This window comes from Arthrobacter sp. 05N33_2 (assembly GCF_056397425.1).
On the sequence record NZ_JBFTNJ010000006.1, the window covers coordinates 62,495 to 86,747 of the forward strand.

Below are 24,253 nucleotides of genomic sequence, written 5' to 3' on the forward strand. Positions count from 1 at the left end.
AGTTGTTCTCGAAAGTTGTACAAACCACGTCGGCGTCTCGGAAGTGGCGCTCGCGAAGGCCTCTTCCGTCACGCCGCCCGGGGACGTCATCGAGGTTCTGCTGGCCCGGGAATCCGTGGAGGGGCTCGTGGAGAAGCTGCACGCCCTCGACGTCCAGCAACGGGGATCGATTACGGTCATCGCACCGGACCTTGTGCTCTCGGACCGCGCCGACAGGGCGGAGGCGGAGGCTCCAGGTGAGGGCGCGGACGCCGTGATCTGGGACGAGGTGTCGCGGCAGACCGGCGAGGATTCGCGCCTGACGTGGAGTTTCCTGGCGTTCCTGGTCCTGGCGACCCAGCTGGCGGCCATCGGCATCGTGACGGACTCCACCATTGCGATCGTCGGCGCCATGGCCGTGGGCCCGGAGTTCGGCCCGCTGGCTGCCCTGGCCGTAGCCCTGGTCCGGCGCCAGCGGCGGCTCGGACGTGACGCGGCGCTGGCCCTCGGCGTCGGTTTTCCCGTCGCGATGCTGGCCGCCGCGCTGACCGCGTGGCTCTCCGTGCCACTCGGGCTGTTCCCCGCGGACGCGCTGGACCACGGTTCAGCAGTCGAATTCATCTACCACCCCGGCCCTTATTCCCTGATCGTCGCCGTCCTCGCCGGGACAGCCGGGATGCTGTCGGTCATCAGCCGGCGCTCGGCGGCGCTGATCGGGGTGTTCATCTCCGTCACGACGGTGCCGGCAGCCGGGTTCGTGGCCGTGGCACTGGTCCTGGGCGAGTACCAGAAGGCAGCCGGCTCCGCCCTGCAGCTGTTCCTGAACCTGCTCGGAATCGTGGTGGCCGCCGTCGGCGTCCTGTTGTTCTACCGGCTGGTGACCAGGCGGCTGGCGCCGGACGCCGCCCGCCAGCTGCGGCGCAGGGCGGACCGCTCCCAGCACTGACCCACGGACGCCGCAGGTGCCCACGACGGCCGGCAGTCCTGGGGACTACAGCCGGCAGGCCCGGGGACCGTGGAGCTTAGGGGCCCGGGGACCGTGGAGCTGCGGGGACTACGGCCGGCAGGCCCGGGGACCGTGGAGCTTAGGGGCCCCATCCGGTCGCGGCGAGGAGCCTCTGGCTGAACATGGGGGCCATGCTGGCCGCATAGCTCCGGCTGAGGTGGTTGTCGTCCAGGTAGACGTAGGTGTTGCCGACCGCGCCCGGGCATTCCGTGCCATTGCAGATCAGGTCAGTCATGTCAACGAACGCGACGCCCGGCACCTTGCCATCCAGCGCGGCCAAGGGATTCGTTGCCGCAAGCATGCCCTGCTCGCGCGGCCTGCAGTCCGGCGCGCCGGCACCCTTCGTCGCTACGCACTCTGCCATGTTGAAGGTAAAACGCGGATTGTCCCGGAGGGCCACGACCTTGATGCCCTCGTCCGTCCAAGCCTTCGCGGTGGCTTCGAAGCCCGGGATCACGGTCTCCTGTGGCGACGACGGAGCCGCCTCCGTGCCCACGATGATAATGGCGTCCGGCGGGTTGTTCTTCACTTCCGATGCGACGGCCGCATTGAAATTGTCGCAATCCGCCGAGACGTGCTGCGGCGCGATGTTGGGCTTGCAGGCACCCTTGAGCATGGCGTAGAGCCGCCAGCCCTTCTCATCGCTGAGGGGAGCAATCGAGCCCAGCCATTGCTGTGCGTGGGAATCCCCGATCACGAGGACCTTTTTCGCTCCGGTGTCGGATTGATTGTTCTGGAAGCAGTCCTTCTGAAGGACCGGGTCCTGTGGCTGCAGGTCACCGGAGCACGAGTTAGGGAGGCTGGCCCAGTCCTGCGGCAGCGTCTGCGGGGTGGGGAGCAGGACGGCGTTGGCGTCGGCCTGGTCCACAAAGCCCGGCGTCAGCGCCAAGGCGCCCGGGTTGTTCTTCGGGGCTTGGGCCAGGACTGCTTCGCTTTCGAGGTGCTGCTGGATCTGAATCCCCGCCAGCGGCACGGCGGCGGTGACCACGGCCACGGCGATGGCAACGAGGGCGCGGCGCCGCCGCACCTCCGGCCACTGCCACTCACGCCAGGGCTTCTCAATAAAGCGGGTGGTGAGGTAGGCGAGCACCAGCGAAACAGTGACGATGACGGCGCCTGTGATCAGACCCGCTTTTTCCCTGTGCATCACGGCAAGGGAGATGACCAGAACCGGCCAGTGCCACAGGTACAGGGCATACGAAATGTCGCCAAGCCGGACCAAGGGCTTCGAACTCAGGATCCGGTCGACGCCCAGCTTGCTGCCCGACTGCCCGGCTGCGATGACACAGGCGGCCGCCAGGGTGGGCCAGAGCGCCACAAACCCGGGAAAGGAAGCCTGGACGTTGAGCAGGAGGCCGCAGCTGAGCATGGCCACAATGCCCAGCCAGCCAAGCCCGATCCGCCAGCCCCGCGGAAGCCGCAGGGCAGGAAGGGCCAAAGCCACGAGCGTGCCCAGGGCAAACTCCCACAGCCGGGCCCAGGTGTCGAAGTACGCCTCCGTTTGGCTCGCCTGGGTGAAGACGATCGAGTAGAGCAGCGAAACAACGAAGATCACGGCGAAGACGTAGGACAGCAGCACACGGTAGCGGAGCCTGAAGCGCTTGGCGACGAACGCGGCCCCCACAAAAATGAGCGGCCACAGGATAAAGACCTGGCCCTGGATCGAAAGGGACCAGAAATGCTGGAAGGGACTGGCCTGGCTGTGATCCGCGGCGTAGTAGTTTGTCGCCTGGGTCTGCAGGAGCCAGTTCTCGGCATAGCCCAGGGAGGCCCAGCCCTGGTTGATGATTTCCATCCACCGGGTCCGGGGCAGGAAGAGGACAGTTGCGGCAAGGATGGCCACCAGGACGGTGACGGCGGCAGGGACGAGGCGCCGGAAAAGGTGCAGCCAGTGTTTGATGAGGGCCATGGACCGGCCCTGCTCGTACCGGCCCACGAACTGCAGCGTCATAAGGAAGGCCGAGATCAGCAGGAAGACGTCCACGCCGCCGGAAACCCGGCCCAGCCAGATGTGATAGGTCATGACCATCAGCACAGCGAGGGACCGGAGTCCCTGGATTTCGGGCCTGAAGGTGGATTTTCGGCCAGACTTGGCTGCGGGATCGTGCCCCGTCGCGGCAATGTGCCGGGCAGGCCGGGGCAAGGTTCCTTGCTGTGTCATAGAACTACCCCTCAACCAGATAACCAAAGCCTCCATGTTACCAAACCGTAATTTTGATGGCCAATCGTCACGGCGGCCACTGAACCCCATTGAGGCATGCCAACGTGGGAGTTTCCAGTGAACCCGGGACGCTGGAGCGGCACCTGACGGGTTAACTCTGCCAGAATCACGGCAACTTGCGGCCACGAACACGGCAGGACGGCAGCAGAGACTCGACAGAAAAAGGGACGGCCCGGCAGATGCCGGACCGTCCCCCCTGCGGGCAGAGCCTAGTGCTTGTGCCCTGCGTGCTCGTCTTCGTCAGCCGGCTTCTCCACCACGAGGGTTTCCGTGGTGAGGACCAGTGCCGCGATGGAGGCCGCGTTGCGCAGAGCCGCACGCGTCACCTTCACGGGGTCGATCACGCCAGCGGCGATCAGGTCTTCGTATTCGCCGGACTTGGCGTTGAAGCCCTGGTTCACGGCGGATTCGGCGACCTTGGCAGCCACGACATAGCCGTCGAAGCCGGCGTTCTGGGCGATCCAGCGCAGCGGCTGGACCAGGGCGCGGCGGACGATGCCGACGGCCGCAGCCGCGTCACCTTCGAGGGCCTGGACGGCCGCGTCCTCGTCGAGCGCCTTCAGCGCGTGGATGAGGGCGGAGCCGCCGCCGGCCACGATGCCTTCTTCGAGGGCAGCGCGGGTAGAGGACACGGCGTCCTCGATGCGGTGCTTCTTTTCCTTCAGCTCAACCTCGGTGGCGGCGCCGACCTTGATCACGCCGATGCCGCCGGCCAGCTTGGCCAGGCGTTCCTGCAGCTTTTCCTTGTCCCAGTCCGAATCGGTGCGGGTCAGCTCGGCGCGCAGCTGGGCAACACGGGCGGCGACGTCCTCGGCCGAACCGGCGCCGTCGACGATCGTGGTGTTGTCCTTGGTGATCGTGATGCGGCGTGCGGTGCCGAGCACCTCGAGGCCAACGGTGTCCAGGCTCAGGCCCAGCTCCGCGGAGACAACCTGCGCACCGGTGAGGGTCGCGATGTCCTGCAGCATGGCCTTGCGGCGGTCACCGAAGCCCGGCGCCTTGACGGCGACGACGTTCAGCGTGCCGCGGATGCGGTTGACGATCAGCGTGGACAGGGCCTCGCCCTCGACGTCTTCGGCGATGATGAAGAGCGGCTTGGAGCTCTGCAGCGCCTTTTCCAGCAGCGGCAGGAAATCCTGCACTGAGGAGATCTTGCCCTGGTTGATCAGGATCAGGGCGTCCTCGAGGACGGCCTCCTGGCGTTCCGCGTCGGTGACGAAGTACGGGGACAGGTAGCCCTTGTCGAACTGCATGCCCTCGGTCAGTACCAGCTCGGTCTGCGTGGTGGAGGACTCCTCGATGGTGATCACACCATCCTTGCCGACCTTGCCGAACGCCTCGGCCAGCAGCTCGCCGACCTCGTCGCTCTGGGCGGAGATTGCGGCAACGTTGGCAACCTGCGTGCCTTCAACCGGGCGGGCGTTCTCCAGCAGGCGGGCGGCGACGGCCTCGACCGAAACCTCGATGCCGCGCTTGATTTCGCCCGGCGCGGCGCCTGCCGCTACGTTGCGCAGGCCTTCCTTGACCAGGGCCTGGGCCAGGACGGTGGCGGTGGTGGTGCCGTCGCCGGCAACATCGTTGGTCTTGGTGGCGACCTCCTTGGCAAGCTGCGCGCCAAGGTTCTCGTAGGGGTCATCCAGCTCGATTTCACGGGCGATGGTCACACCATCGTTGGTGATCGTGGGGGCGCCCCACTTCTTGTCCAGTACGACGTTGCGGCCGCGCGGACCCAGCGTGACCTTGACGGTGTTGGCGAGCTTATCGATGCCGGCTTCAAGCGACCGGCGGGCAGCGTCGTTAAACGCAAGCTGCTTTGCCATGGTTTTGTCCTTTCAAGACAGAACCCCGCGCAACTGATCCATTCAATGCGAAAGGATCGGCTGCGCGGGGGTCCAAGAGAGTTACTTTACGACGATCGCCAGAACGTCGCGGGCGGAGAGCACGAGGTACTCGGTGCCGCCGGTCTTGACTTCGGTTCCACCGTACTTGGAGTAGATGACGACGTCGCCAACGGCAACGTCAACGGGAACGCGGTTGCCGTTGTCATCGAAGCGGCCGGGGCCTACTGCAACAACTTCGCCTTCCTGCGGCTTCTCCTGCGCGGAGTCCGGGATAACCAGGCCGGAAGCCGTGGTCTGCTCGGCTTCGAGCGGGCGGACAACAATACGATCCTCAAGAGGCTTAATAGAGACCGACACTCGGACCTCTCCTTTTCGTCAGCAAATTCGTGGACTATGAAGCGGTGATGCCAAGGCGCACAGACCGTCGTCGCGGTGCCGGCAGCGTGCCTGGCGGAACGCGCTTCATGTGTTAGCACCCTCCTAGGGAGAGTGCTAATGACGACTCTATGTAAATGGTTAGCACTCGGTCAAGGCGAGTGCCAGAAATTCGTTCCGGGTGAACATTTCCCCCTAGGGGACATGCCCATTTTTGCCTGCGGCCAGAGGACACTTGGGCATCATGCTCTGTGCCCGCGCTGAGCGATGGACATGCCCTACGGGTCCGGGCTGCCCGGGAGGACATGCCCATCCGTGGCGCAGGAGGCTGGGCATGTCCCCTGGCCCGTGGCCGTTGGCCGTTTGGCGGTGCGGTGCGCGCCCACCAGCGGCGTCTATTCGCGCGCCTACTCGATGGCTACTGGTCTGCGAGGTCGTCGAAGTCCACGTCCTCGCCGTCGTCTTCGTCCGTGTTCTGGCCTTCGTCATTCCGGTGCCGGAACGACAGCACGGCGCCGGCGGCGGCCAGCAGAATGCCGGCGACGAGGAAGATGATGCCGCCGAGCCGGGCCGCGGCATACGTCTCGCGGATGGCCCGGGCCTCGTCCGTGGCGTCCTGGACGTTCTTGCCGCCGACGGAATACACGGTGGCGTTGAAGGAATCGAGGAAGAAGATAATCACCAAAAGTGCGACGGACACGACGGCGATCACCGCGCCGGCGATCAGCGCCGGTTTTGCGTAGCGGGCCAGTCCCTGCGGCCGCCGGCGCTCCTGCCTGGCGTCGTCGTCGCCGGCCGTGTCCTGCCCGGCCGTGTCCGCTGAGATGCTGTCGCCTGTGCCGCTGTCTTCCATGCCATCAAGCCTAGCCCCCGCCGTCCGGTCACAGCGCGCCCGCTGACCTCAACTACGCTGGATGCCATGACTGACGCACCGCAGGAATATATTGCCCCGATCCTCACCCCCGAGGGCTGGGAGCTGCTGGCGTCGTTGGGCCCGTACCGCGAGGACGAGGCCTTCCGCCTCACGGCGTCGCTGCGCAAGGCCGGCCACTCCCCCGAGCTGGTCTCGGCCGTGCTCACCCAGTCCCGGCTGCGGACCAAGGCCGAGGCGAAGTTCGGCGAATTCGCCCGGCAGATGATTTTCACGAAGGCCGGTCTGGAGCAGGCCACCCGGCTCACGGTGGCGGCGCGGCATGCGCAGCGGTTCGCGGAGGCCGGGATCGGCCACGTCGCGGATCTCGGCTGCGGGCTCGGGGCGGACTCCATGGCCCTGGCATCCCTGGACTTGACGGTCACGGCCGTGGAAATGGATGAGGCCACGGCCGCCTGCGCCACGATGAACCTGATCCCGTTCCGCAATGCCACCGTGGTCCATGCCGATGCCACGTCGGTATCGCTCGAGGGGATCGACGGCGTCTGGCTCGACCCGGCCCGGCGCACGACGTCCACCTCGGGTACCAAACGGATCTGGGATCCGGAGGATTTTTCCCCGCCGCTGTCCTTCGTGGAGTCACTCGCCGGCTCCGGGCGCGCCGTTGGCGTGAAGATGGGACCGGGCATGCCGCACGATTCCGTGCCGGCCGGCTGCGAGGCGCAGTGGGTCTCCGTGGGCGGGGACGTGACCGAGGTGGCCCTGTGGTTCAACGCGGTGCGGCGTCCCGGGGTGCGGCGCGCGGCCCTCGTGCTCGGACCCCTTGGTTCCGCTGAGCTCACCAGCGGCGAGGACTTCGGTGCCGGCCCGGTGGCGCCCGTGGGACCCGTGGAGGGGTACCTGTATGAGCCCGACGGCGCGGTGATCCGCGCCGGCCTGGTGGCCGACGTCGCCCTCCAGCTGGGCGGGCACCTCGTGGACGAGCACATCGCCTACATCTGCGCCCCGGAGCTGCATGACACCCCGTTCGCCAAGGCGTACAGGGTCCTGGAGGTGATGCCGTTCAACGTCAAAGCACTCAAGACCTGGGTCAAGGATCAAGGCATCGGGGTCCTGGACATCAAGAAGCGCGGTATGGCTGTCACGCCCGAAGAGCTGCGCAAGCAACTCCTGCCCGGCGGCAGCGCAAAGCACAAGGACAAGAAATCCGCCACCCTGGTCCTCACCAGGATCGGCGAGGACCGGGTGGCCGTCTCGGTGGAGCCGGTCTAGCACCGGCGTCCCGGAATCCCGGGACGAAACGGCGGGGCTATTGGGCCCGCGTGAACTCCTCGGCTGCCCGGATTTGCTCGTCGGTCGGCCGGACGCCGGTGTACAGCACGAACTGCTCGAGCGCCTGGATCGTGGCGACCTCGGCTCCGGTGATCACGGTCTTGCCGGCCGCGCGGCCGGCCTTGATCAGCGGTGTCTCGGCCGGGAGCGCGACGACGTCGAACACCACTTTGGCGGCATCGATGGCCTCCTGCGGGAAGGGCAGCGAGGCGGTGTCCGGGCCGCCGGCCATCCCGATGGGGGTGACGTTGATGAGCATGTCCGCCGTGCCGGTACCGGAAGCCGCAGAGCCCAGGTCCGCGCGCCAGGCGAAGCCGTACTGTTCGGCCAGGGCGCGGCCGGAGCCCTCGTTGCGGGCCACGACGGTCACGTCCTTGAACCCGGCATCCCGGAGCGCGGCCACGGTGGCCTTGGCCATGCCGCCGGAGCCCAGGACCAGCACCGAGTAGTCCGTGGGGACTGCATTGCTCTGCAGGAGCTGCTCGATTGCGGTGTAGTCGGTGTTGTACGCCGTGAGCCGGCCGCCGTCGTTGACGATGGTGTTGACCGAGTCGATGGCCTTCGCCGACGGGTCCATGACGTCAACGAGGGCGATCACGTCCTCCTTGTAAGGCATGGACACGGCGCAGCCGCGGATGCCGAGGCCGCGCACCCCGGCGATCGCCTGGGCGAGGTCGGTGGGGGCAAAGGCCTTGTAGATCCAGTTCAGGCCCAGCTGTTCGTACAGGTGGTTGTGGAAGCGCGTCCCGTTGTTGCTGGGCCGGGCCGAGAGCGAGATACACAGGGTCATGTCTTTGTTCAGAATGGGCACAGCTCCATTAAACGCCAGGATCGCTCCGGCCACCCGCAGCCCAACGCGGAACCGCGCGCGCCGTCGCTGACCAGCGACGTTGTGAATACACTCACGCACCAGCGGCAACTTTGACACCGTCCCGGGGCCGCCCCTGCACTAGACTTGGACCACCCGTAGCCCTGCCGGCCCCCGGCCGGCGCACTGGTGTGTGGGAAATTGCACGTGACACCGCCGGTGCCATGTCCAGAGGCATGTCCGAGGATGTTCGCCAGCGCATTTCCCCACCAGGACCACGGCCAGCGACAGCAGAACAGTGAAGGGACCACATGAAGATCGAGTTCGCTTCATCCAGGCAGTCGACCCTAGGCGTGGAATGGGAGCTGGCGCTCGTCGACGCCGAGACCGGCGAGCTGGCCTCCGTGGCGAACCAGGTGCTGCGCGGCGTCGCTGCCCGGCATCCCGAACTCAATGAGGACGACGAGCACCCGCACATCAAGCAGGAGCTGCTGCTGAACACCGTGGAGCTCGTCACGGGCATCTGCACCACTGTTGCGGAGGCCAAGGCGGACCTGAGCAGCTCGCTCGCGGCGGTCCGGGACGTGACCGATCCGATGGGTGTGGAGATCTTTTGCGCCGGGAGCCACCCCTTCAGCCCGCCCCAGCTGCAGCCCGTCACGGACAAGGAACGCTACGCCAAGCTCATTGACCGGACCCAGTGGTGGGGCCGGCAGATGGTCATTTACGGCGTCCACGTGCACGTCGGACTCGACAGCCGGGACAAGGTCCTTCCGGTGCTGGACGGCCTGGTCAATTACTTTCCGCACTTCCAGGCGCTCTCCGCGTCCAGCCCTTTCTGGGGCGGCGAGGACACCGGATACGCCTCCCAGCGGGCGCTGATGTTCCAGCAGCTGCCGACCGCCGGGCTGCCCTTCCAGTTCTCCAGCTGGGAGGACTTCGAGGCGTACGCCCAGGACATGTTCACCACCGGCGTGATCGATTCGCTCTCGGAGATCCGCTGGGACATCCGGCCCGTCCCGCACTTCGGCACCATCGAGATGCGCATCTGCGACGGCCTGGCCACGCTCGAGGAAGTCGGGGCCATCGCCGCCCTGACGCAGTGCCTCGTCGACGAGTTTTCCACGACGCTGGACAACGGCGGCACCATTCCCACGATGCCCCCGTGGCATGTGCAGGAAAACAAGTGGCGCGCGGCCCGGTATGGCCTGGACGCGATCATCATCCTCGACGCCGACGGCAACGAGCAGCTCGTAACAGAGCACCTGCGCGAGACGCTCAAGCGGCTTGAGCCGGTGGCGGCGAAGCTGGGCTGCAGCGCCGAACTGGCCGACGTCGAGAAGATCATCGAGCGCGGCGCCGGCTACCAGCGGCAGCGCCGGGTCGCCGCCGAGCACGGCGGGGACCTGCGCGCCGTCGTCCTGGACCTGGTCAAGCAGATGCGCCAGGGCCCGGACGCCTAGCTCCGGCGCCCAACAGCCGCCACGCAGGCGGCCGAAGCCCCAGGCCGTCTAGCTCCACGCGGACGAAGCCTCAGGCTGTGGCCTCAAGCGGAGACGGTCGTGACCGGCATTGAGGAATCCGGCGCAAAGCCGATCCCGCTCGGTTTCACGCCGGCCATCACCAGTTGCGCCCCGAGCGCGGCCACCATGGCGCCGTTGTCCGTGCACAGCGGCAGCGGCGGCACCGTCAGCCGGATGCCGGCCGCACTGCAGCGTTGTTCGGTGAGCTGGCGGAGCCGCGAGTTGGCGGCGACCCCGCCTCCCAGAAGGACCTCCGTGATGCCGTTTTCGCGGCAGGCGAGCACTGCCTTGGCGGTAATTACATCCACCACGGCTTCCTGGAAGGCCGCGGCGATGTCCGCCACGGGCACCTCCTCGCCGCGGGCCTCGAACTGCTCCACGCAGCGGGCGACGGCGGTCTTGAGCCCGCTGAAGGACCAGTCGTAGCGGTGCGGCCCGGGCTCCTCGGCGGTCCCCATGTACTTGGGCTGGGTGAGCCCGCGCGGGAACCGGATGGCTTTGGCGTTGCCCGTGCGCGCGAGCTTGTCGATGGCCGGACCGCCCGGGTAGCCCAGGCCCAGAAGCCGCGCCACCTTGTCATACGCTTCGCCGGCGGCGTCATCGATCGTGGAGCCCAGCAGCTCGACGTCGTCCGTGATGCTCCGGATCCGCAGGATCTCGGTGTGGCCGCCGGAGACCAGGAGCGCGCCCATATTCTCCGGCAGGGCGTGCGGCGTTGTTTGCGGCGACGGCGCGACGGCGCCCTGCTGCAGGAGCCCGACGCCGACATGCGCCACCAGGTGGTTGATGGCGTAGAGCGGTTTGCCGGTGGCGACGGCGAGCGCCTTGGCCGCGCACACTCCCACCATGAGGGCACCTGCCAGGCCCGGCCCGGAGGTGACGGCGATCGCGTCGATGTCCGCGAGCGTCACTCCCGCCTCCGCGAGGGCCTCCTCGAGGGTGGGGACGAACGCTTCGAGGTGGGCGCGGGAGGCGATCTCGGGGATCACGCCGCCGAAGCGGACGTGTTCGTCCATGGAGGACGAGACGGTGTTCGTCAGCAGGGTGGTCCCCCGGACGATGCCGACGCCGGTTTCGTCGCAGGAGGACTCGATGCCGAGCACGAGCGGCTGGGTGCGGTTCATGGTCGGCCTGCTTCCGTTGGCTGGGGGCTGAGCGGTTCGCGGGGCAGCTGGAGCCGCATGATCAGGGCGTCGACGCCGTCCCGGTAGTAGCGGGGCCGGATGTGGATCTGTTCGAAGCCGAAGCGCAGGTAGAGCTGCTGGGCCCGGGGGTTGTCCGCCCTGACCTCGAGCAGCACATCCTGGGCGTGCCGGCGCCGGCTTTCCGCGATCAGCTCGGTGAGCAGGGCAGAGCCGATGCCCTTGCCTTCCTGCTCGGGCACCACGGCGATCGTCTGGACGTCCGAGATCGGTTCGATGCACATGAGCCCGGCATAGCCCACGATCCCGCCGTGGGTCTCCGCCACGAGGTAGCGGCGGGTATCCACCTGCGCCAGCTCGTCGTGGAACATCTGCAGCGGCCAGGCATCCACGGGAAAGAGCCGGAGTTCCAGGGCGTGGATGGCGGGGATGTCCGCGGCGTCCATGTCCCGCAGGGTGACTCCGCCGGGCAGCCGGACGGCTCGCTCCGCGCTCACAGGGCACGCTTCCGGGGTCCGGGCACCTGGGCGTCGGATTCGCGCAGGTACAGGGGGGTGGAGTCCAGGAGCTGTTCCCCCGCGGAGAGCCGGGCGAGTGCGAACTGGCCGAGCGAGAGGGCCTCCGGCTGGCGGGTGCTGAATTCCGCGACCGCCTTGACGGCGTCGGAGTAGATTCCTGCCCCTGCACCGTACACGGGCAGATCCGGCAGGTCCGCGGCGAATCCCACGTGCGGGCCGTCCTCCAGATGCGGCAGCTGGGCATCGGAGAGGGTGTACCGGGCCCAGTACACTTCCTTGCGGCGCGCATCGGTGGCGACAATGAACTCCGCGGCCGAGTCGGTGGATTCGGCTACTTCCAGGGCGATCGCGTCCAGGCTCATGACGCCGTACAGCGGCTTGCCCCAGACAAAGGCGAGGGTGCGGGCCGTGACGATCCCGGAGCGCAGTCCTGTGAACGGGCCGGGGCCGACGCCGGTGACGATAGCGTCGACGTCGTGGCCGCTGACGCCGGCCTCAGCCAGGAGCCCGTCGATCCCCGGGGCCAGGACCTCCGCGTGGGTGCGCGTGTCCTCGGTGGCGAAGCTGGCGAGCACGGATTCCGGCGCATCATCGGAGACCAGGGCGGCGCTGGCGACAGCTGAGGTGTCGATGGCGAGGATCAGCATCAGGGATTCCGTTCCGGGGTCTGGGGCGTGGTCCCGGGGAGGGGCCCGGCGCCGGGCATGGTCTCGGACAGGGGCCCGGCGCCGGGCATGGTCCCGGGCAGGGGCTCGGCACCGGGCAACGTCGGCGCTTCAGCCCAGCGCGGACCGAAGCCGCGGATCACGACGGTCCGCGGCTCGTCGTCGTCGTCCGTGTCGAAATCCAGAACGGGACTGGCGCCGGTTTCGGCGGGGGCTTCGGGGGTTTCGGCGGAAGCGGCGGCGCCTCCGCGGGTGCGGTGGAGTTCCACCTCCAGCCGGCTGTCGCTGAGGTGCTCAACCCGGCCGCGGCCCCACTCGACCACCGTCACGGCGCTGTCCATGGTGTTTTCAAGATCGATGTCGTCGATTTCAGCGGCCGACTCCAGCCGGTAGGCGTCCACATGCACCAGGTCCGGTCCGCCCGGCCGGGGTCCTCCGGGCAGGTTGGGGTGGATGCGCACCAGGACAAAGGTCGGCGAGATAATGCCGGCCCGCACTCCCAGGCCCTCCCCCAGCCCCTGCGTGAACGTGGTCTTGCCGGCACCCAGTTCGCCGGTCAGGACCAGCAGATCGCCGGTTTCCAGCACGGCGCCGAGGGCCGCGGCGAGCGCATGCGTCTGCGCCGCCGTGTGGACCTCAAGGCTCCGTTCCCACGCGGGCGCGCTCACGGCCGCTCTTCGCCGGTGGAGGGCTCTTCGTTCAGGTAGCGGCGCGGCACGCGGGGGCTGATCCTGGTGACGATCTCGTAGTTGTTTGTACCGGCGGCCTTGGCCCAGTCATCTGCCGTGGGTCCGCCGTCGGCGCCGTCGCCAAACAGCACTGCCTCGGCGCCGAGGATGCTCGGGCCTCCGGCCGCCACGTGGCGGGGTCCGAGGTCGATCACCATCTGGTCCATCGCAATGCGACCCACTACCGGATAGTTCACGCCCTCGACCCGGACGGGGCCGCCGGTGGCGATGCGCGGCACGCCGTCGGCGTAGCCCAGCGGGATGAGCCCGAGGGTGCTGACGCCGTCCGTGCGGTAGTTCAGCCCGTAGGAAACGCCCTGCCCGGCGGGCACGTCCTTGCAGTGCGAGACCACCGTGCGGACCGTCATGGCCGGGCGCAGCCCGAGCTCGGCCGGACTTTGCCCTTCGAAGGGTGACAGCCCGTACAGGCCCAGCCCCACGCGGACGAGGTCAAAGTGGGTGTCCGGCCGGGAGAGGGTGGCCGGGGTGTTGGCGAGGTGGCGGACCTCGGGGTCCACGCCGGCGTCCTGGGCGACGGCGAGGACCTGGCGGAACGCGGCGAGCTGCTCGTCGGTTTCGGGCCGTTCGGGTTCGTCGGCGACGGCCAGGTGGGAGAAGATCCCCACGACCCGGAGCAGGCCCTGGTCCTGGTGTTCCATGGCTTCGCCGACCAGGCTGTCCCAGGCGTCGAGGGTGGCGCCGTTGCGGCCGAGCCCGGTGTCGACCTTCAAGTGGACGCGGGCGGGCCGTTCCTGCTCGCGGGCCGCGGCCACGATCCGGTCCAGTTCCCAGCCCGAGCAGCCGATGTCGATTCCTGCGGCCACTGCCGCGGCGAAGTTGCTGTCCGGGGTGTGCAGCCAGGCCAGCAGCGGCGCCTCGATCCCGGCGGCGCGCAGGGCGAGGGCCTCGGAAATGTGGGCGACGCCAAGCCAGCTGGCCCCCGCGCCGAGGGCCGCGCGGGCCACCTGGACGGCGCCGTGCCCGTAGGCGTCGGCCTTGACCACGGCCATGACCTGCGCGGGTGAGGCCACCGCTGCGATGCGGCGGACGTTGTGCCGGATGGCGTCGAGATCGATTACGGCTGAGCGCTCCTCAGCGTGGGCCGGCACTGCCGCCGAACCGGGCAGGAGATCGCCTGTTGCTGCTTGGTAAGTCACCTAACGATTCTAGGCGCGGCGCTGCGGGCCGAATAATCGGCCGGGCCCGGCCACCGCTGGACATGCCCATTCCTCCCCGCGGGACATGCCCAATCTTCACACCCAAGGCCGCGCAAAACGGGTCCATGCCCACGAATCCGGCCCCAGCGGAGGACATGTCCACTGGTGCCAGCCACGAAAGCCCAGCCGCGCCGGCCCGTCTACGCGTCGGACTGGTGGGCGATGGTCGCCGTCGCGCGCCGCTGCGCCTCGGGCGGGACGTCGTGCACGATCTCTTCCAGGAAACGGTAGCGGCGAAGCCATTGGCTGCTTTGCCGTTCCTTCCGTGCGTTGGCCCGCTGCCACCAGTCGGCAATGTCGCCCCAGCCGGGCGCGGCCAGCGAGCCGCCCACCTCCTGGACGGCCAGGGCGGCGCACAGATTGGCGAAGCGGAGACGGTCTCCCAGCGGCCAGCCGGCCAGGGAGCCGACAATGAAGGCCGCACCGAAGCAGTCACCGGCGCCGGTGGGATCGTAGGCCCGGACCGGCAGGGACGGGACCCACTCCTCCTCCCCCGTTTCCGAATCCACGGCCATGGAACCCTGGGCGCCGAGGGTGACCACCGCCACCGGAACCCGGTCCGCAAGCGAGTACAGGGCGGACCAGGGGTCGTCGCAGCCCGTGAAGTTCATGGCCTCGTGCTGGTTCGGCATGAAAGCATGGAAATACTTCAGGTGGTCCAGCCGGGTCGAGGACCACGCGCCGGTGGGGTCCCAGCCGACATCGCCGAACAGCTGGACGCCGTTCTTGTGCGCGTCGACAGCCCACGGTTCGAGTTCCTCCCCCAGCTCCGCAACGGCTGCGAGCGCCGGCGGCGGGCAACCGACCAGCTCGGTGGAAGTCACCGGCGCCGGGTGCCCGTGCGTCACCATGGACCGGTCCTTCTCCACGCTCAAGGACACCGTGACGGGCGAATGCCAGCCCGGAACACGCCGGGACAGGGACAGGTCCACGTGTTCCTGGGCGGCCAGAATCTTCCAGTTGTAGTCACCGTAGCCGTCATCGCCGAACACGGCGGCAAGACCGGTCCGCAGTCCCAGCCGGGAGGCTGCGATGGCCTGATTGGCGACGCCCCCGGGGCAGCTGCCCATCCCGTCGCTCCAGATTTCCGTGCCGGGCTGCGGCGCGTGGGGCAGCCCGGTGAAGATGATGTCCTGGAACACGGTCCCGGTCAGGAGCAGGTCGAATCCGTCCGCGGCCGGGCTGCGGACGGCAGAGAGCGGATCAAATCGCCGCGCCGGGGTCGCGTCCATATACGGCACATTACGCCGTACCGCCGTCGAGGGATACCAGGGGAAAGCGGGGCCCAAACCGGCGGCGAACAAGGCGGGGAATAGACTGTCCGCATGCGGCTCACGATCGCCGGCGGGGGCGGCTTCCGCGTCCCCCTGGTCTACCGGGCGCTCTCTGCCGGGCCTTTCGCGGGGCTGGTGCGGGAGCTGGTGCTCTACGACGTCGACCCCGCCAGGCTGGCGGCCATCGAGGCGGTCCTGGCCTCCCTGGCCCGGCAGGGCCCGCAGGGTTCCGGCCCGCCGGGTTCCGGCCCGCAGATCCGTGCCGTGTCCTCGCTCTCCGAGGCCCTGGACGGCGCCGACATGGTCTTCGCCGCCATCCGGCCCGGCGGCACGGCCGGCCGGACCGCCGACGAGCGGATCGCCCTGGACCTCGGACTCCTGGGCCAGGAAACCACCGGCGCCGGCGGGATCTCCTACGCGCTGCGCTCCATTCCGCCGATGCTGCGGCTCGCGGAGGAAATGCGGAGCCGCTGCCCCGGGGCGTGGCTGCTCAACTTCACCAACCCCGCCGGCATGGTCACGGAGGCCCTGGTCCCCGTGCTCGGTCCCAGGGTGATCGGGATTTGCGACTCCGCCAGCGGCCTGGTGCACCGCGCGGCGCGGGCCGCCGGCGTCGCGCTGCCCGAGGGCACGCTCGGCGGCGTGGGCTACTACGGCCTGAACCACCTCGGCTGGCTGTACCGGCTGGAGGCCGGGGGCCGGGACGCCCTCCCGGCACTGCTCGCGAACCCTGCGGCGCTGTCGGAATTCGAGGAAGGCCGGCTGTTCCCGCCCGGGTTGCTGGCCAGCCTTGGCTGCCTGCCGAATGAATATCTTTTCTACTACTACGACACCGTTCGTGCGGTGGCCGGCATGCGCGCCGCAGGTCAGACCCGGGGGGAATCGATCGCCCGGCAGCAGACCGAACTCTATCCCCGCCTGGCTGCCGCCGGAGCCGAGGCTTTTGCGCTGTGGGAGGATGCCCGCCGGTCCCGCGAGGAGGGCTACCTCGCGGAGGCCCGCACCTCGGGCGAACGCCGCGACGAGACCGACCTCGCCGGCGGCGGCTACGAGCGGGTGGCGCTGGCGGCCATGCGCGCCCTCTCCGGCGGCGGCGCGGCGGACCTGATCCTCAACACGCGCAACGCCGTCACCACCCCCGGGTCCGCCGGCCCGGAAGCGGCGCCCACCGGCCCGGAAGCGGGCGGCGCCGGGTCCGGAGCACAGGTGGTGCCGGCTGTCCCGGGGCTGCCGTCCGACGCCGTCGTCGAAGTTCCGTGCCGGGTGACGCCCCACGGCGCCAGGCCGGTCCCGCAGGACCGCCCGGGACCGGCGCAACTGGAGCTGCTGCGGCGCGTCAAGGACGTCGAACGGCTCGTGGTGGAGGCGGCGACGACCGGCCGGCGGGAGGCGGCCCTCGCCGCGTTCGCCAGGCATCCGCTCGTGGACTCGGATGACCTCGCTGGAAAACTGCTGGCCGGCTATGAAGCAGCCTTCCCGGAACTGGGCCGTCTCTGGCACGGCGGGCCGTAGCTGCCCGCGGGCCTTAACGGCCCGCCAACATCAGCGTCCCGGCGTCCCGCGGCACCGGGCCGGCAACCCTACAGCTTTCGGTACATCACGTGCAGGCCCACGTAGCCCAGTTCAGGGTGGTTGAACGCCTCGGGAATGGTCGCGAGCACCTCGAAGCCCATGGATTTCCACGCAGCCACGGCCCTGACATTGCTTTCCACCACGGCGTTGAACTGCATGGCCCGGAAACCGGCGTCGCGCGCGGCGTCAAGCGAATAGGCGCAGAGGGCCCGGGCCAGTCCGCGGCCGGCCTGGCCCGGGTGGACCATGTAACCCGCGTTGGCCACATGGCTGCCGCCGCCGCCCTGGTTGGGGTGCAGCTCGCCGGTGCCAAGAATCGCGCCGGTGTCGGAGGCAACCGCGACGAACGTCCGGCCCGGCGCCTGTTTGAACCAGCGTGCGCGGGCCTCGTCCTCGGCGGTGTCCCGGTCCCAGGTGAAGGTCTCCCCGGCCAGGACGACGGGTTCCAGGATCGCCCAGATGCCCGGCCAGTCCTCCGGGCGGGCCTCCCGGATGGTCCAGCCGGCTGCAGGTTCTTGTCCTGTCGTTGTGTTCACAGCGGCCACGTTAGCAGCACGCCCCGGTCTGCGAACCGAACGGGCCCGTGAACCGGGCGGCACTTCAGGAGTAATGTTTTATCGACATGCATTGGGCAGAAAGAAATGGGCAGAGGAAAGGGGAATCGTGTCGCTGATCCGCCGCGTCGCTTTCCTTTCCCTGCACACCTCGCCCATGGAACAGCCCGGCTCCGGTGACGCCGGCGGCATGAACGTGTACGTCCGGGCGCTGGCCGCCGCCCTCGCCGAAACCGGCGTGGAAGTGGAGATCTTCACCCGGTCCACCTCGGCCACGCAGCCCGCCGTCGAACACCCGTCCCCGGGCGTGTGCGTGCACAACGTCCTCGCCGGCCCGCCCCGTAAGCTGCCCAAGGAGGAGCTCCCGGGGCTGCTGCACAGCATGGTCGCCGAGATCAACCGGATCCGGCAGCTCCAGCCGCACGGCCGGTATGACGTCATCCATTCCCACTACTGGGTCTCAGGGGTGGCCGGGCTGGAGCTCGCGGAGCTGTGGCGGCTGCCCCTCGTCCACACCATGCACACGATGGCGAAGGTCAAGAACCAGCTCCTCGAGTCCGGCGAACAGCCCGAGCCTCGGCGGCGTGAGGACGGCGAGCACCGGATTGTCGACGGCGCGACCCGGCTGATCGCCAATACCGGCACCGAAGCGGCCGAGCTGGTCTCGCACTACAACGCCGACATCGACCACATCGACGTCGCGCCGCCCGGCGTGGACCTGGCCGTCTTCACGCCGGCCTTCAGGAACCGGGCCAGGGCCCAGCACGGCATCGCCCCGGGCAAGTTCCATCTGCTGTTCGCAGGCCGTATCCAGCGGCTCAAGGGCCCGCAGATCCTGATCAAGGCGGCGGCGCTCCTGCGCTCCCGGCGCCCGGACATCGACCTGCAGCTGACCATCCTGGGGGCCGTCAGCGGCGCCAAGGACTTCAACCTCAAGACGCTGATCAGCGCCGCCGGAATGGACGACGTCGCCACCCACCACCCGCCGGTGAACGCCCCGGAGCTGGCCGGCTGGTACCGGTCCGCCGACGTCGTGGTGATGCCCTCCTACAGCGAGTCCTTCGGCCTGGTGGCGCTGGAGGCGCAGGCCTGCGGGACGCCGGTCCTCGCCACGAAAGTCGGCGGCCTCTCCCGCGCCGTCCAGGACGGACGGACCGGGATGCTGATCGAGGGCCACAAGGCCAGCGACTGGGCGGACGCCCTCGAGTCGCTCTTCGACGACACCCAAACCCGCACCGACATGGGGCGCGCCGCCGCGATCCATGCCCAGGAGTTCGGCTGGCAACGCACCGCCGCGATTACGCTGGAGAGCTACCACACCGCCGTAAGCCAGTATTTTGGAAGCCTGACCATCCCGGTGGGCCACACACCCTGAACCGGTTCCACCACCTCCGCCCGCTCCAACCCCGCCCGGCAACACCGGACCGGGACAAACCCGCCGACGCCACGAGCCGAAGGACAACGATGTCTGAGACCACCACTGCCGGGAACAACGTCCCCAGCGACCTGGAAATTGCCCAGCGGGCAGTCATGAAGCCGATCGGGGAGATTGCGGCGGCCGCCGGCATCGCCCCGGACGCGCTGGAATTCTACGGACCCTACAAGGCCAAGATCGACCCGGCGAAGCTGACCGTTCCGGCGGGCGCCCCCGTGCGCGCGCCCGGCAAGGTGGTGCTGGTCTCCGCGATGTCGCCCACCCCCGCCGGCGAAGGCAAGTCCACCACGACGGTGGGGCTCGCGGATTCCCTGGCCCGGGCCGGGCACAGCGTGATGATCGCACTGCGCGAACCCTCGCTCGGCCCCATCCTGGGCATGAAGGGCGGCGCGACCGGCGGCGGCTACTCCCAGGTGCTGCCGATGGACCAGATCAACCTGCACTTCACGGGCGATTTCCACGCCATCACCTCGGCGAACAACGCCCTCATGGCCCTCGTGGACAACCACATCTTCCAGGGCAACGAGCTCAACATCGATCCGCGCCGGATGACGTTCAAGCGCGTCCTGGACATGAACGACCGGTCCCTCCGCGAGGTCGTGATCGGCCTCGGCGGGCCCGCCCAGGGCACGCCGCGGCAGGACGGCTTCGATATCACCGTGGCCTCGGAGATCATGGCCGTGTTCTGCCTCGCCACGGACCTGAACGATCTGCGCGACCGGCTCGGCCGGATCACGTTCGGCTACACCTACGACCGCCGGCCCGTCACCGTGGCCGACCTCGGCGTCCAGGGCGCCCTGACCATGCTGCTCAAGGACGCGATCAAACCCAACCTCGTGCAGACCATCGCCGGCACCCCGGCGCTGGTGCACGGCGGGCCCTTCGCCAACATCGCCCACGGCTGCAACTCCCTCATCGCCACGCAGACGGCCCGCCGCCTTGCGGACATCGTCATCACCGAGGCGGGGTTCGGCGCGGACCTCGGCGCCGAAAAGTACATGGACATCAAGGCGCGGATGGCCGACGTCGCCCCGTCCGCCGTCGTCCTCGTGGCCACCGTCCGGGCGCTCAAGATGCACGGCGGCGTGCCGAAAGACCTGCTCAAGGAGCCCAACGTGGATGCGCTGGCCGCCGGCGTCGCCAATCTGCGGCGCCACATCCGCAACGTCGAGAAGTTCGGCATCACCCCGGTCGTGGCGGTCAACAAATTCGCCACGGACACCGCCGAGGAGCTGGACTGGCTGCTTCAGTGGTGCGCCGCGGAGGGTGTCCAGGCCGCGGTGGCCGATGTCTGGGGCCGCGGCGGTGGCGGCGACGGCGGCGACGAGCTCGCGGCGAAGGTGGCGGCCGCGATCGACGCCCCGCACGACTTCCGGCACCTGTACCCGCTGGAGATGTCCGTGGAGGACAAGATCCGGACCATCGTGCAGGAGATCTACGGCGCCGACGGCGTGGATTTCTCCGTGCCCGCGCTCAAACGGCTGGCCGAGATCGAGAAGAACGGCTGGTCCGGGATGCCGGTGTGCATGGCGAAGACCCAGTACTCCTTCACCGACGACGCCACCCGCCTCGGCGCGCCCAAGGGCTTCACCATCCACGTCCGGGATCTCATCCCCAAGACCGGTGCGGGCTTCATCGTTGCCCTCACCGGCGCCGTGATGACCATGCCGGGCCTGCCCAAGGTGCCGGCAGCGATGCGGATGGACGTCGACGACGCCGGCAACCCGGTCGGCCTCTTCTAACCCACCCGATGCTCCCTCACCGTTGCGCTATCACTTTGGGTTGCCATGCCGTCTCTTTGACCGCTCCAAGTGATAGCGCAACGGGGGCTGTGGATAACCGGAGCGGCGACATGGGGTTCGGACAAGAATGGTCCGCATGCACCCACCAGCACCCCTGCCGGCCCACCTTTCCGCCGCCCCGTTCACGGTCTATGAGGCGCGGGCCGCGAGCCTGGGCAGCGCACGGCTCCGTTCCTCCGACATCACCTCGGCGGGCCGGCTGATCCATGTGCCCACAGGCTGGGAATTTGAACTCCGAAGCCTGGCCCGTGCCCTGTCAGTTGCGACGCCGGGTGCGTGGATTTCGCACCTCACGGCCGCAGTACTGCTGGGGCTGTGGCTCCCATCCTGGTACCGCGGCTGCCGCGAACTGCATCTCAGCAAACGCAGGGCCCTGCCGCCGGTCCGGCGTGAGGGCGTGGTCGGGCACACCGTCCTTGCGTTCGACGACGAGCTCATGGTTCTGGACGGCATCCGCATTTCATCACCCGCCCGGACCTGGCTGGACCTTGCCCGCATCCTGCCGCTGGACGATCTCGTGGCAGTGGGCGACCAACTCGTGCGCCGGCCACGCCCTGAACTGGAAGGCCGCACGGAGCCGTGGGCCACCCTTCCCCAACTGACCGCGATGCTGAAACGGCACCCAAAGCTCAAGGGAATCGTGAAAGCACGCCAGGCGACGGCACTCATCCGGCCCGGTGCCGACTCGGCCCCCGAGACGTTCCTGCGCCTGGCGCTGACCGCGGCCGGGTTGCCGGAACCGGAGTTGCAGCTCCGGATTGCGCCGGAAGACCCCCGTTCGCCCGCCGCTGACCTCGGCTACCGCCGGCAGCGGGTGGCCATCCAGTACGACGGCGGGCACCACCTGACGCGCGAACAGCAGTCCCGGGATAACCGACGCGACGAATCGTTCAACGCGGCCGGCTGGCGGTACTTCAAGTTCAACGCTGACGATCTTGCGGATGATTTCCGCGGCGCGGCCCAAAGAGTCCGCTCCGCCCTTCGTCCCCGTTAAACGCCGGTTGCCCTATCACTTGCAGCGGCCAAACCAGAGGTTTAGGAGCCGCAAGTGATAGGGCAACCGGGGGTGGGGAAGGCGGTTAGCGCTCCAGGTCGCCGCGGATGAAGGCCTCGACCTTTTCACGGGCGAGGTCGTCGTTGAACTGCTCCGGCGGGGACTTCATGAAGTAGCTCGACGCCGAGACCAGCGGGCCGCCGATGCCGCGGTCCAGGCCGATCTTGGCGGCACGGATGGCGTCGATGATCACGCCGGCGGAGTTGGGCGAGTCCCAGACTTCGAGCTTGTATTCCAGCGACACCGGGGCGTCGCCGAAGTTGCGGCCCTCAAGGCGGACGAAGGCCCACTTGCGGTCATCAAGCCACTGGACGTAGTCGGACGGGCCGATGTGGACGTCCTTGGCGGCGAGCTCGGCCTCGACGTTGGAGGTGACGGCCTGGGTCTTGGAGATCTTCTTGGACTCCAGGCGGTCGCGCTCGAGCATGTTCTTGAAGTCCATGTTGCCGCCGACGTTCAGCTGGTACGTGCGGTCCAGGGTGACGCCGCGGTCCTCGAACAGCTTGGCCATGACGCGGTGCGTGATGGTGGCACCGATCTGGCTCTTGATGTCATCGCCCACGATCGGCACGCCCGCGGCGGTGAACTTGTCCGCCCACTCCTTGGTGCCGGCCAGGAAGACCGGCAGGGCGTTGACAAACGCCACGCCGGCATCGATCGCGCACTGGGCGTAGAACTCGGCGGCCTGCTGGGAGCCGACCGGCAGGTAGCAGACCATGACGTCAACCTGGGCGTCCTTGAGGGCCTGGACGACGTCGACCGGCTCCTCCGGGGACTGCTCGATGGTCTCGAGGTAGTACTTGCCCAGGCCGTCCAGGGTGTGGCCGCGCTGGACCGTGACGCCGGTCGGCGGGACGTCGGCGATCTTGATGGTGTTGTTTTCGCTGGCCAGGATGGCGTCGGACAGGTCCTGCCCCACCTTCTTGCCGTCGACGTCGAACGCGGCAACGAACTGGACGTCGCCGACGTGGTACTGGCCGAACTCCACGTGCATCAGGCCCGGGATCGTGGCCTTGGGGTCGGCATCTTTGTAGTACTGGACGCCCTGGACCAGCGAAGCGGCGCAGTTACCTACGCCGACGATTGCAACACGAATCGGATGTGAAGACACGGAACTCCTTTTGAGAAACAAGGGTGACCGGCGCGGCCGCACTCTGAGGTACTGCATCAGTTGTGCGGGCGGCAGGCGGACACGACGCCGTAAGGCGCCCTTAGTAGTCTAGTCAACGCCGCCGGGGCCGCGGTTGTTCCCCGGCGGCCCCGGCACTTGTGTTAACTGCGGATGCCTACGACTTCTGGGCCCACAGGTTGATATCTGATTCGACGGCGAATTCATCGATCGCGTCGATCTCATCGGCCGTGAAATCCAGGTTGTTGATCGCCGACAAGGTGTCCTCAAGCTGCCGGACGCTGGACGCGCCCACCAGTGCGGACGTGACCGACGAGCCCTTGCCCTGATCGCGCAGGATCCAGGCGATGGCCAGCTGCGCGAGCGTCTGCCCGCGGCCCTCGGCGATCCGGTTGAGCCCGCGCACGCGGTCCAGCTTCTCCTCGGTGATCATGGATTCGCCCAGGGACTTGTGCTGGGCGGCCCGGGAGTCGGCCGGAATGCCCTTCAGGTAGCGGTCGGTGAGCATGCCCTGGGCCAGCGGCGAGAACGCGATGGATCCGGCGCCCACCTGCTCCAGCGCCTCGAAGAGGTTGGGGCTGCCGTTCTCGGTCCAGCGGTTGAGCATGGAGTAGCTGGGCTGGTGGATCAGCAGCGGGGTGCCGAGTTCCTTGAGGATCCCCGCGGCCTCGATGGTCTGTTCCGGGGTGTAGGACGAAATGCCTGCGTAGAGCGCCTTGCCGGAGCGCACGGCCTGGTCCAGGGCGCCCATGGTTTCTTCCATCGGCGTTTCGGGGTCCGGGCGGTGGCTGTAGAAGATGTCCACATAGTCCAGGCCCATCCGGCCCAGCGACTGGTCCAGGCTGGCCAGCAGGTACTTGCGGGAGCCAAAGTTGCCGTACGGGCCCGGCCACATGTCGTAGCCGGCCTTGCTGGAGATGATCAGCTCGTCGCGGTACGGCTTGAAGTCGTCCTTGAAGTGGCGGCCGAAGTTGGTCTCGGCGCTGCCATAGGGCGGGCCGTAGTTGTTGGCGAGGTCAAAGTGGGTGACGCCCAGGTCGAAGGCCCGGCGCAGGATGGCGCGCTGGATCTCGAACGGCTTGTCGTCGCCGAAGTTGTGCCACAGGCCCAGTGAGATGGCCGGAAGTTTCAGGCCGCTGCGCCCCACGCGGCGGTAGGGCATGGAGTCGTAGCGGGTATCAGCTGCCAAATATGTCATACGTCATAT

Annotated in this window: 21 protein-coding genes; 7 read left to right on the forward strand and 14 right to left on the reverse strand. The window is 68.4% G+C overall.

Annotation, left to right across the window (positions count from 1 at the left end):
- Window positions 1-43 precede the first annotated feature (43 nt).
- Complete coding sequence (locus AC1DHX_RS06100; RefSeq protein ID WP_476858957.1) at window positions 44-925, forward strand: DUF389 domain-containing protein; 882 nt, start codon at window positions 44-46, stop codon at window positions 923-925.
- A 139-nt stretch (window positions 926-1,064) separates the two neighbouring features.
- Here AC1DHX_RS06100 and AC1DHX_RS06105 read toward each other — a convergent pair whose 3' ends face one another.
- The 4 genes from AC1DHX_RS06105 to AC1DHX_RS06120 all read right to left on the reverse strand — a co-directional run bounded on the left by AC1DHX_RS06105 (window position 1,065) and on the right by AC1DHX_RS06120 (window position 6,275).
- Entirely contained in the window at window positions 1,065-3,146 is a 2,082-nt protein-coding gene (locus tag AC1DHX_RS06105) for an acyltransferase family protein (RefSeq protein ID WP_290370252.1), read from the reverse strand.
- A 269-nt stretch (window positions 3,147-3,415) separates the two neighbouring features.
- Complete coding sequence (gene groL / locus AC1DHX_RS06110) at window positions 3,416-5,026, reverse strand: chaperonin GroEL (protein WP_018773736.1); 1,611 nt, start codon at window positions 5,024-5,026, stop codon at window positions 3,416-3,418.
- 81 nt (window positions 5,027-5,107) lie between these two features.
- Entirely contained in the window at window positions 5,108-5,404 is a 297-nt protein-coding gene (gene groES / locus AC1DHX_RS06115) for a co-chaperone GroES (protein WP_028275747.1), read from the reverse strand.
- A 436-nt stretch (window positions 5,405-5,840) separates the two neighbouring features.
- The gene (locus AC1DHX_RS06120; RefSeq protein ID WP_476850299.1) at window positions 5,841-6,275 is read right to left on the reverse strand and encodes a hypothetical protein; all 435 of its coding nucleotides are present in this window, start codon (window positions 6,273-6,275) and stop codon (window positions 5,841-5,843) included.
- A gap of 66 nt (window positions 6,276-6,341) precedes the next feature.
- Here AC1DHX_RS06120 and AC1DHX_RS06125 point away from each other — a divergent pair, with 66 nt between their 5' ends.
- Window positions 6,342-7,565 (forward strand): class I SAM-dependent methyltransferase, encoded by a 1,224-nt coding sequence (locus AC1DHX_RS06125; RefSeq protein ID WP_476858958.1) that lies wholly within the window; start codon window positions 6,342-6,344, stop codon window positions 7,563-7,565.
- Between the two features lie 37 nt (window positions 7,566-7,602).
- Here AC1DHX_RS06125 and AC1DHX_RS06130 read toward each other — a convergent pair whose 3' ends face one another.
- A complete protein-coding gene (locus AC1DHX_RS06130; protein ID WP_476858959.1) occupies window positions 7,603-8,436 on the reverse strand; it encodes a shikimate 5-dehydrogenase in 834 nt (277 codons plus the stop codon).
- A 308-nt stretch (window positions 8,437-8,744) separates the two neighbouring features.
- Here AC1DHX_RS06130 and AC1DHX_RS06135 point away from each other — a divergent pair, with 308 nt between their 5' ends.
- Complete coding sequence (locus AC1DHX_RS06135) at window positions 8,745-9,896, forward strand: glutamate--cysteine ligase (RefSeq protein WP_476850296.1); 1,152 nt, start codon at window positions 8,745-8,747, stop codon at window positions 9,894-9,896.
- 83 nt (window positions 9,897-9,979) lie between these two features.
- Here AC1DHX_RS06135 and tsaD read toward each other — a convergent pair whose 3' ends face one another.
- From tsaD to AC1DHX_RS06165, 6 genes are all read right to left on the reverse strand, one after another.
- Window positions 9,980-11,080, reverse strand: coding sequence for a tRNA (adenosine(37)-N6)-threonylcarbamoyltransferase complex transferase subunit TsaD (tsaD, locus tag AC1DHX_RS06140; RefSeq protein WP_476858960.1), 1,101 nt, complete (start codon window positions 11,078-11,080; stop codon window positions 9,980-9,982).
- Window positions 11,077-11,544, reverse strand: a complete 468-nt coding sequence (rimI, locus tag AC1DHX_RS06145; RefSeq protein WP_476850367.1) for a ribosomal protein S18-alanine N-acetyltransferase — start codon at window positions 11,542-11,544, stop codon at window positions 11,077-11,079. The genes tsaD and rimI overlap by 4 nt, the downstream gene beginning before the upstream one ends.
- Window positions 11,545-11,591: 47 nt before the next feature.
- Window positions 11,592-12,263: a tRNA (adenosine(37)-N6)-threonylcarbamoyltransferase complex dimerization subunit type 1 TsaB gene (tsaB, locus tag AC1DHX_RS06150; protein ID WP_028275754.1), complete on the reverse strand. Its 672-nt coding sequence runs from the start codon at window positions 12,261-12,263 to the stop codon at window positions 11,592-11,594.
- Window positions 12,263-12,949, reverse strand: coding sequence for a tRNA (adenosine(37)-N6)-threonylcarbamoyltransferase complex ATPase subunit type 1 TsaE (gene tsaE / locus AC1DHX_RS06155; RefSeq protein ID WP_476858961.1), 687 nt, complete (start codon window positions 12,947-12,949; stop codon window positions 12,263-12,265). Before tsaE ends, tsaB begins: the two co-directional genes overlap by 1 nt.
- The gene (gene alr, locus AC1DHX_RS06160) at window positions 12,946-14,166 is read right to left on the reverse strand and encodes an alanine racemase (protein ID WP_028275756.1); all 1,221 of its coding nucleotides are present in this window, start codon (window positions 14,164-14,166) and stop codon (window positions 12,946-12,948) included. The genes tsaE and alr overlap by 4 nt, the downstream gene beginning before the upstream one ends.
- A 200-nt stretch (window positions 14,167-14,366) precedes the next feature.
- Window positions 14,367-15,458 carry a carbohydrate kinase family protein gene (locus AC1DHX_RS06165; protein WP_476850291.1) on the reverse strand — a complete coding sequence of 364 codons (1,092 nt, stop codon included), beginning with the start codon at window positions 15,456-15,458 and terminating at the stop codon, window positions 14,367-14,369.
- Between the two features lie 93 nt (window positions 15,459-15,551).
- Between AC1DHX_RS06165 and AC1DHX_RS06170 the strand changes: the two genes are divergently transcribed.
- Window positions 15,552-17,012, forward strand: coding sequence for a family 4 glycosyl hydrolase (locus AC1DHX_RS06170; RefSeq protein ID WP_476858962.1), 1,461 nt, complete (start codon window positions 15,552-15,554; stop codon window positions 17,010-17,012).
- Window positions 17,013-17,080: 68 nt separating this feature from the next.
- Here AC1DHX_RS06170 and AC1DHX_RS06175 read toward each other — a convergent pair whose 3' ends face one another.
- Entirely contained in the window at window positions 17,081-17,608 is a 528-nt protein-coding gene (locus tag AC1DHX_RS06175; RefSeq protein ID WP_476858963.1) for an N-acetyltransferase family protein, read from the reverse strand.
- Window positions 17,609-17,735: 127 nt separating this feature from the next.
- Here AC1DHX_RS06175 and mshA point away from each other — a divergent pair, with 127 nt between their 5' ends.
- From mshA to AC1DHX_RS06190, 3 genes are all read left to right on the forward strand, one after another.
- A complete protein-coding gene (gene mshA, locus AC1DHX_RS06180; RefSeq protein ID WP_243181048.1) occupies window positions 17,736-19,001 on the forward strand; it encodes a D-inositol-3-phosphate glycosyltransferase in 1,266 nt (421 codons plus the stop codon).
- A gap of 89 nt (window positions 19,002-19,090) precedes the next feature.
- A complete protein-coding gene (locus AC1DHX_RS06185; protein WP_476858964.1) occupies window positions 19,091-20,803 on the forward strand; it encodes a formate--tetrahydrofolate ligase in 1,713 nt (570 codons plus the stop codon).
- Between the two features lie 136 nt (window positions 20,804-20,939).
- Window positions 20,940-21,857, forward strand: coding sequence for a DUF559 domain-containing protein (locus AC1DHX_RS06190; RefSeq protein ID WP_476858965.1), 918 nt, complete (start codon window positions 20,940-20,942; stop codon window positions 21,855-21,857).
- Window positions 21,858-21,942: 85 nt separating this feature from the next.
- On the opposite strand, the gene AC1DHX_RS06195 is transcribed toward AC1DHX_RS06190, so the two are convergent.
- The gene (locus AC1DHX_RS06195) at window positions 21,943-23,028 is read right to left on the reverse strand and encodes an inositol-3-phosphate synthase (protein WP_018773719.1); all 1,086 of its coding nucleotides are present in this window, start codon (window positions 23,026-23,028) and stop codon (window positions 21,943-21,945) included.
- 175 nt (window positions 23,029-23,203) lie between these two features.
- The gene (gene mgrA, locus AC1DHX_RS06200) at window positions 23,204-24,244 is read right to left on the reverse strand and encodes an L-glyceraldehyde 3-phosphate reductase (RefSeq protein WP_476850284.1); all 1,041 of its coding nucleotides are present in this window, start codon (window positions 24,242-24,244) and stop codon (window positions 23,204-23,206) included.
- Between the last annotated feature and the right edge of the window lie 9 nt (window positions 24,245-24,253).

What these genes read in the sequence shown, in the direction of transcription:
- AC1DHX_RS06105 (WP_290370252.1), bottom strand. Translation starts at nt 3,146, where the DNA reads ATGACACAGCAAGGAACCTTGCCCCGGCCTGCCCGGCACATTGCCGCG.
- groL (WP_018773736.1), bottom strand. Translation starts at nt 5,026, where the DNA reads ATGGCAAAGCAGCTTGCGTTTAACGACGCTGCCCGCCGGTCGCTTGAA.
- rimI (WP_476850367.1), bottom strand. Translation starts at nt 11,544, where the DNA reads ATGGACGCCGCGGACATCCCCGCCATCCACGCCCTGGAACTCCGGCTC.
- AC1DHX_RS06170 (WP_476858962.1), top strand. Translation starts at nt 15,552, where the DNA reads ATGCGGCTCACGATCGCCGGCGGGGGCGGCTTCCGCGTCCCCCTGGTC.
- tsaD (WP_476858960.1), bottom strand. Translation starts at nt 11,080, where the DNA reads ATGAACCGCACCCAGCCGCTCGTGCTCGGCATCGAGTCCTCCTGCGAC.
- AC1DHX_RS06125 (WP_476858958.1), top strand. Translation starts at nt 6,342, where the DNA reads ATGACTGACGCACCGCAGGAATATATTGCCCCGATCCTCACCCCCGAG.
- AC1DHX_RS06120 (WP_476850299.1), bottom strand. Translation starts at nt 6,275, where the DNA reads ATGGAAGACAGCGGCACAGGCGACAGCATCTCAGCGGACACGGCCGGG.
- AC1DHX_RS06185 (WP_476858964.1), top strand. Translation starts at nt 19,091, where the DNA reads ATGTCTGAGACCACCACTGCCGGGAACAACGTCCCCAGCGACCTGGAA.
- tsaB (WP_028275754.1), bottom strand. Translation starts at nt 12,263, where the DNA reads ATGCTGATCCTCGCCATCGACACCTCAGCTGTCGCCAGCGCCGCCCTG.
- AC1DHX_RS06190 (WP_476858965.1), top strand. Translation starts at nt 20,940, where the DNA reads ATGCACCCACCAGCACCCCTGCCGGCCCACCTTTCCGCCGCCCCGTTC.
- mgrA (WP_476850284.1), bottom strand. Translation starts at nt 24,244, where the DNA reads ATGACATATTTGGCAGCTGATACCCGCTACGACTCCATGCCCTACCGC.
- AC1DHX_RS06165 (WP_476850291.1), bottom strand. Translation starts at nt 15,458, where the DNA reads ATGGACGCGACCCCGGCGCGGCGATTTGATCCGCTCTCTGCCGTCCGC.
- AC1DHX_RS06135 (WP_476850296.1), top strand. Translation starts at nt 8,745, where the DNA reads ATGAAGATCGAGTTCGCTTCATCCAGGCAGTCGACCCTAGGCGTGGAA.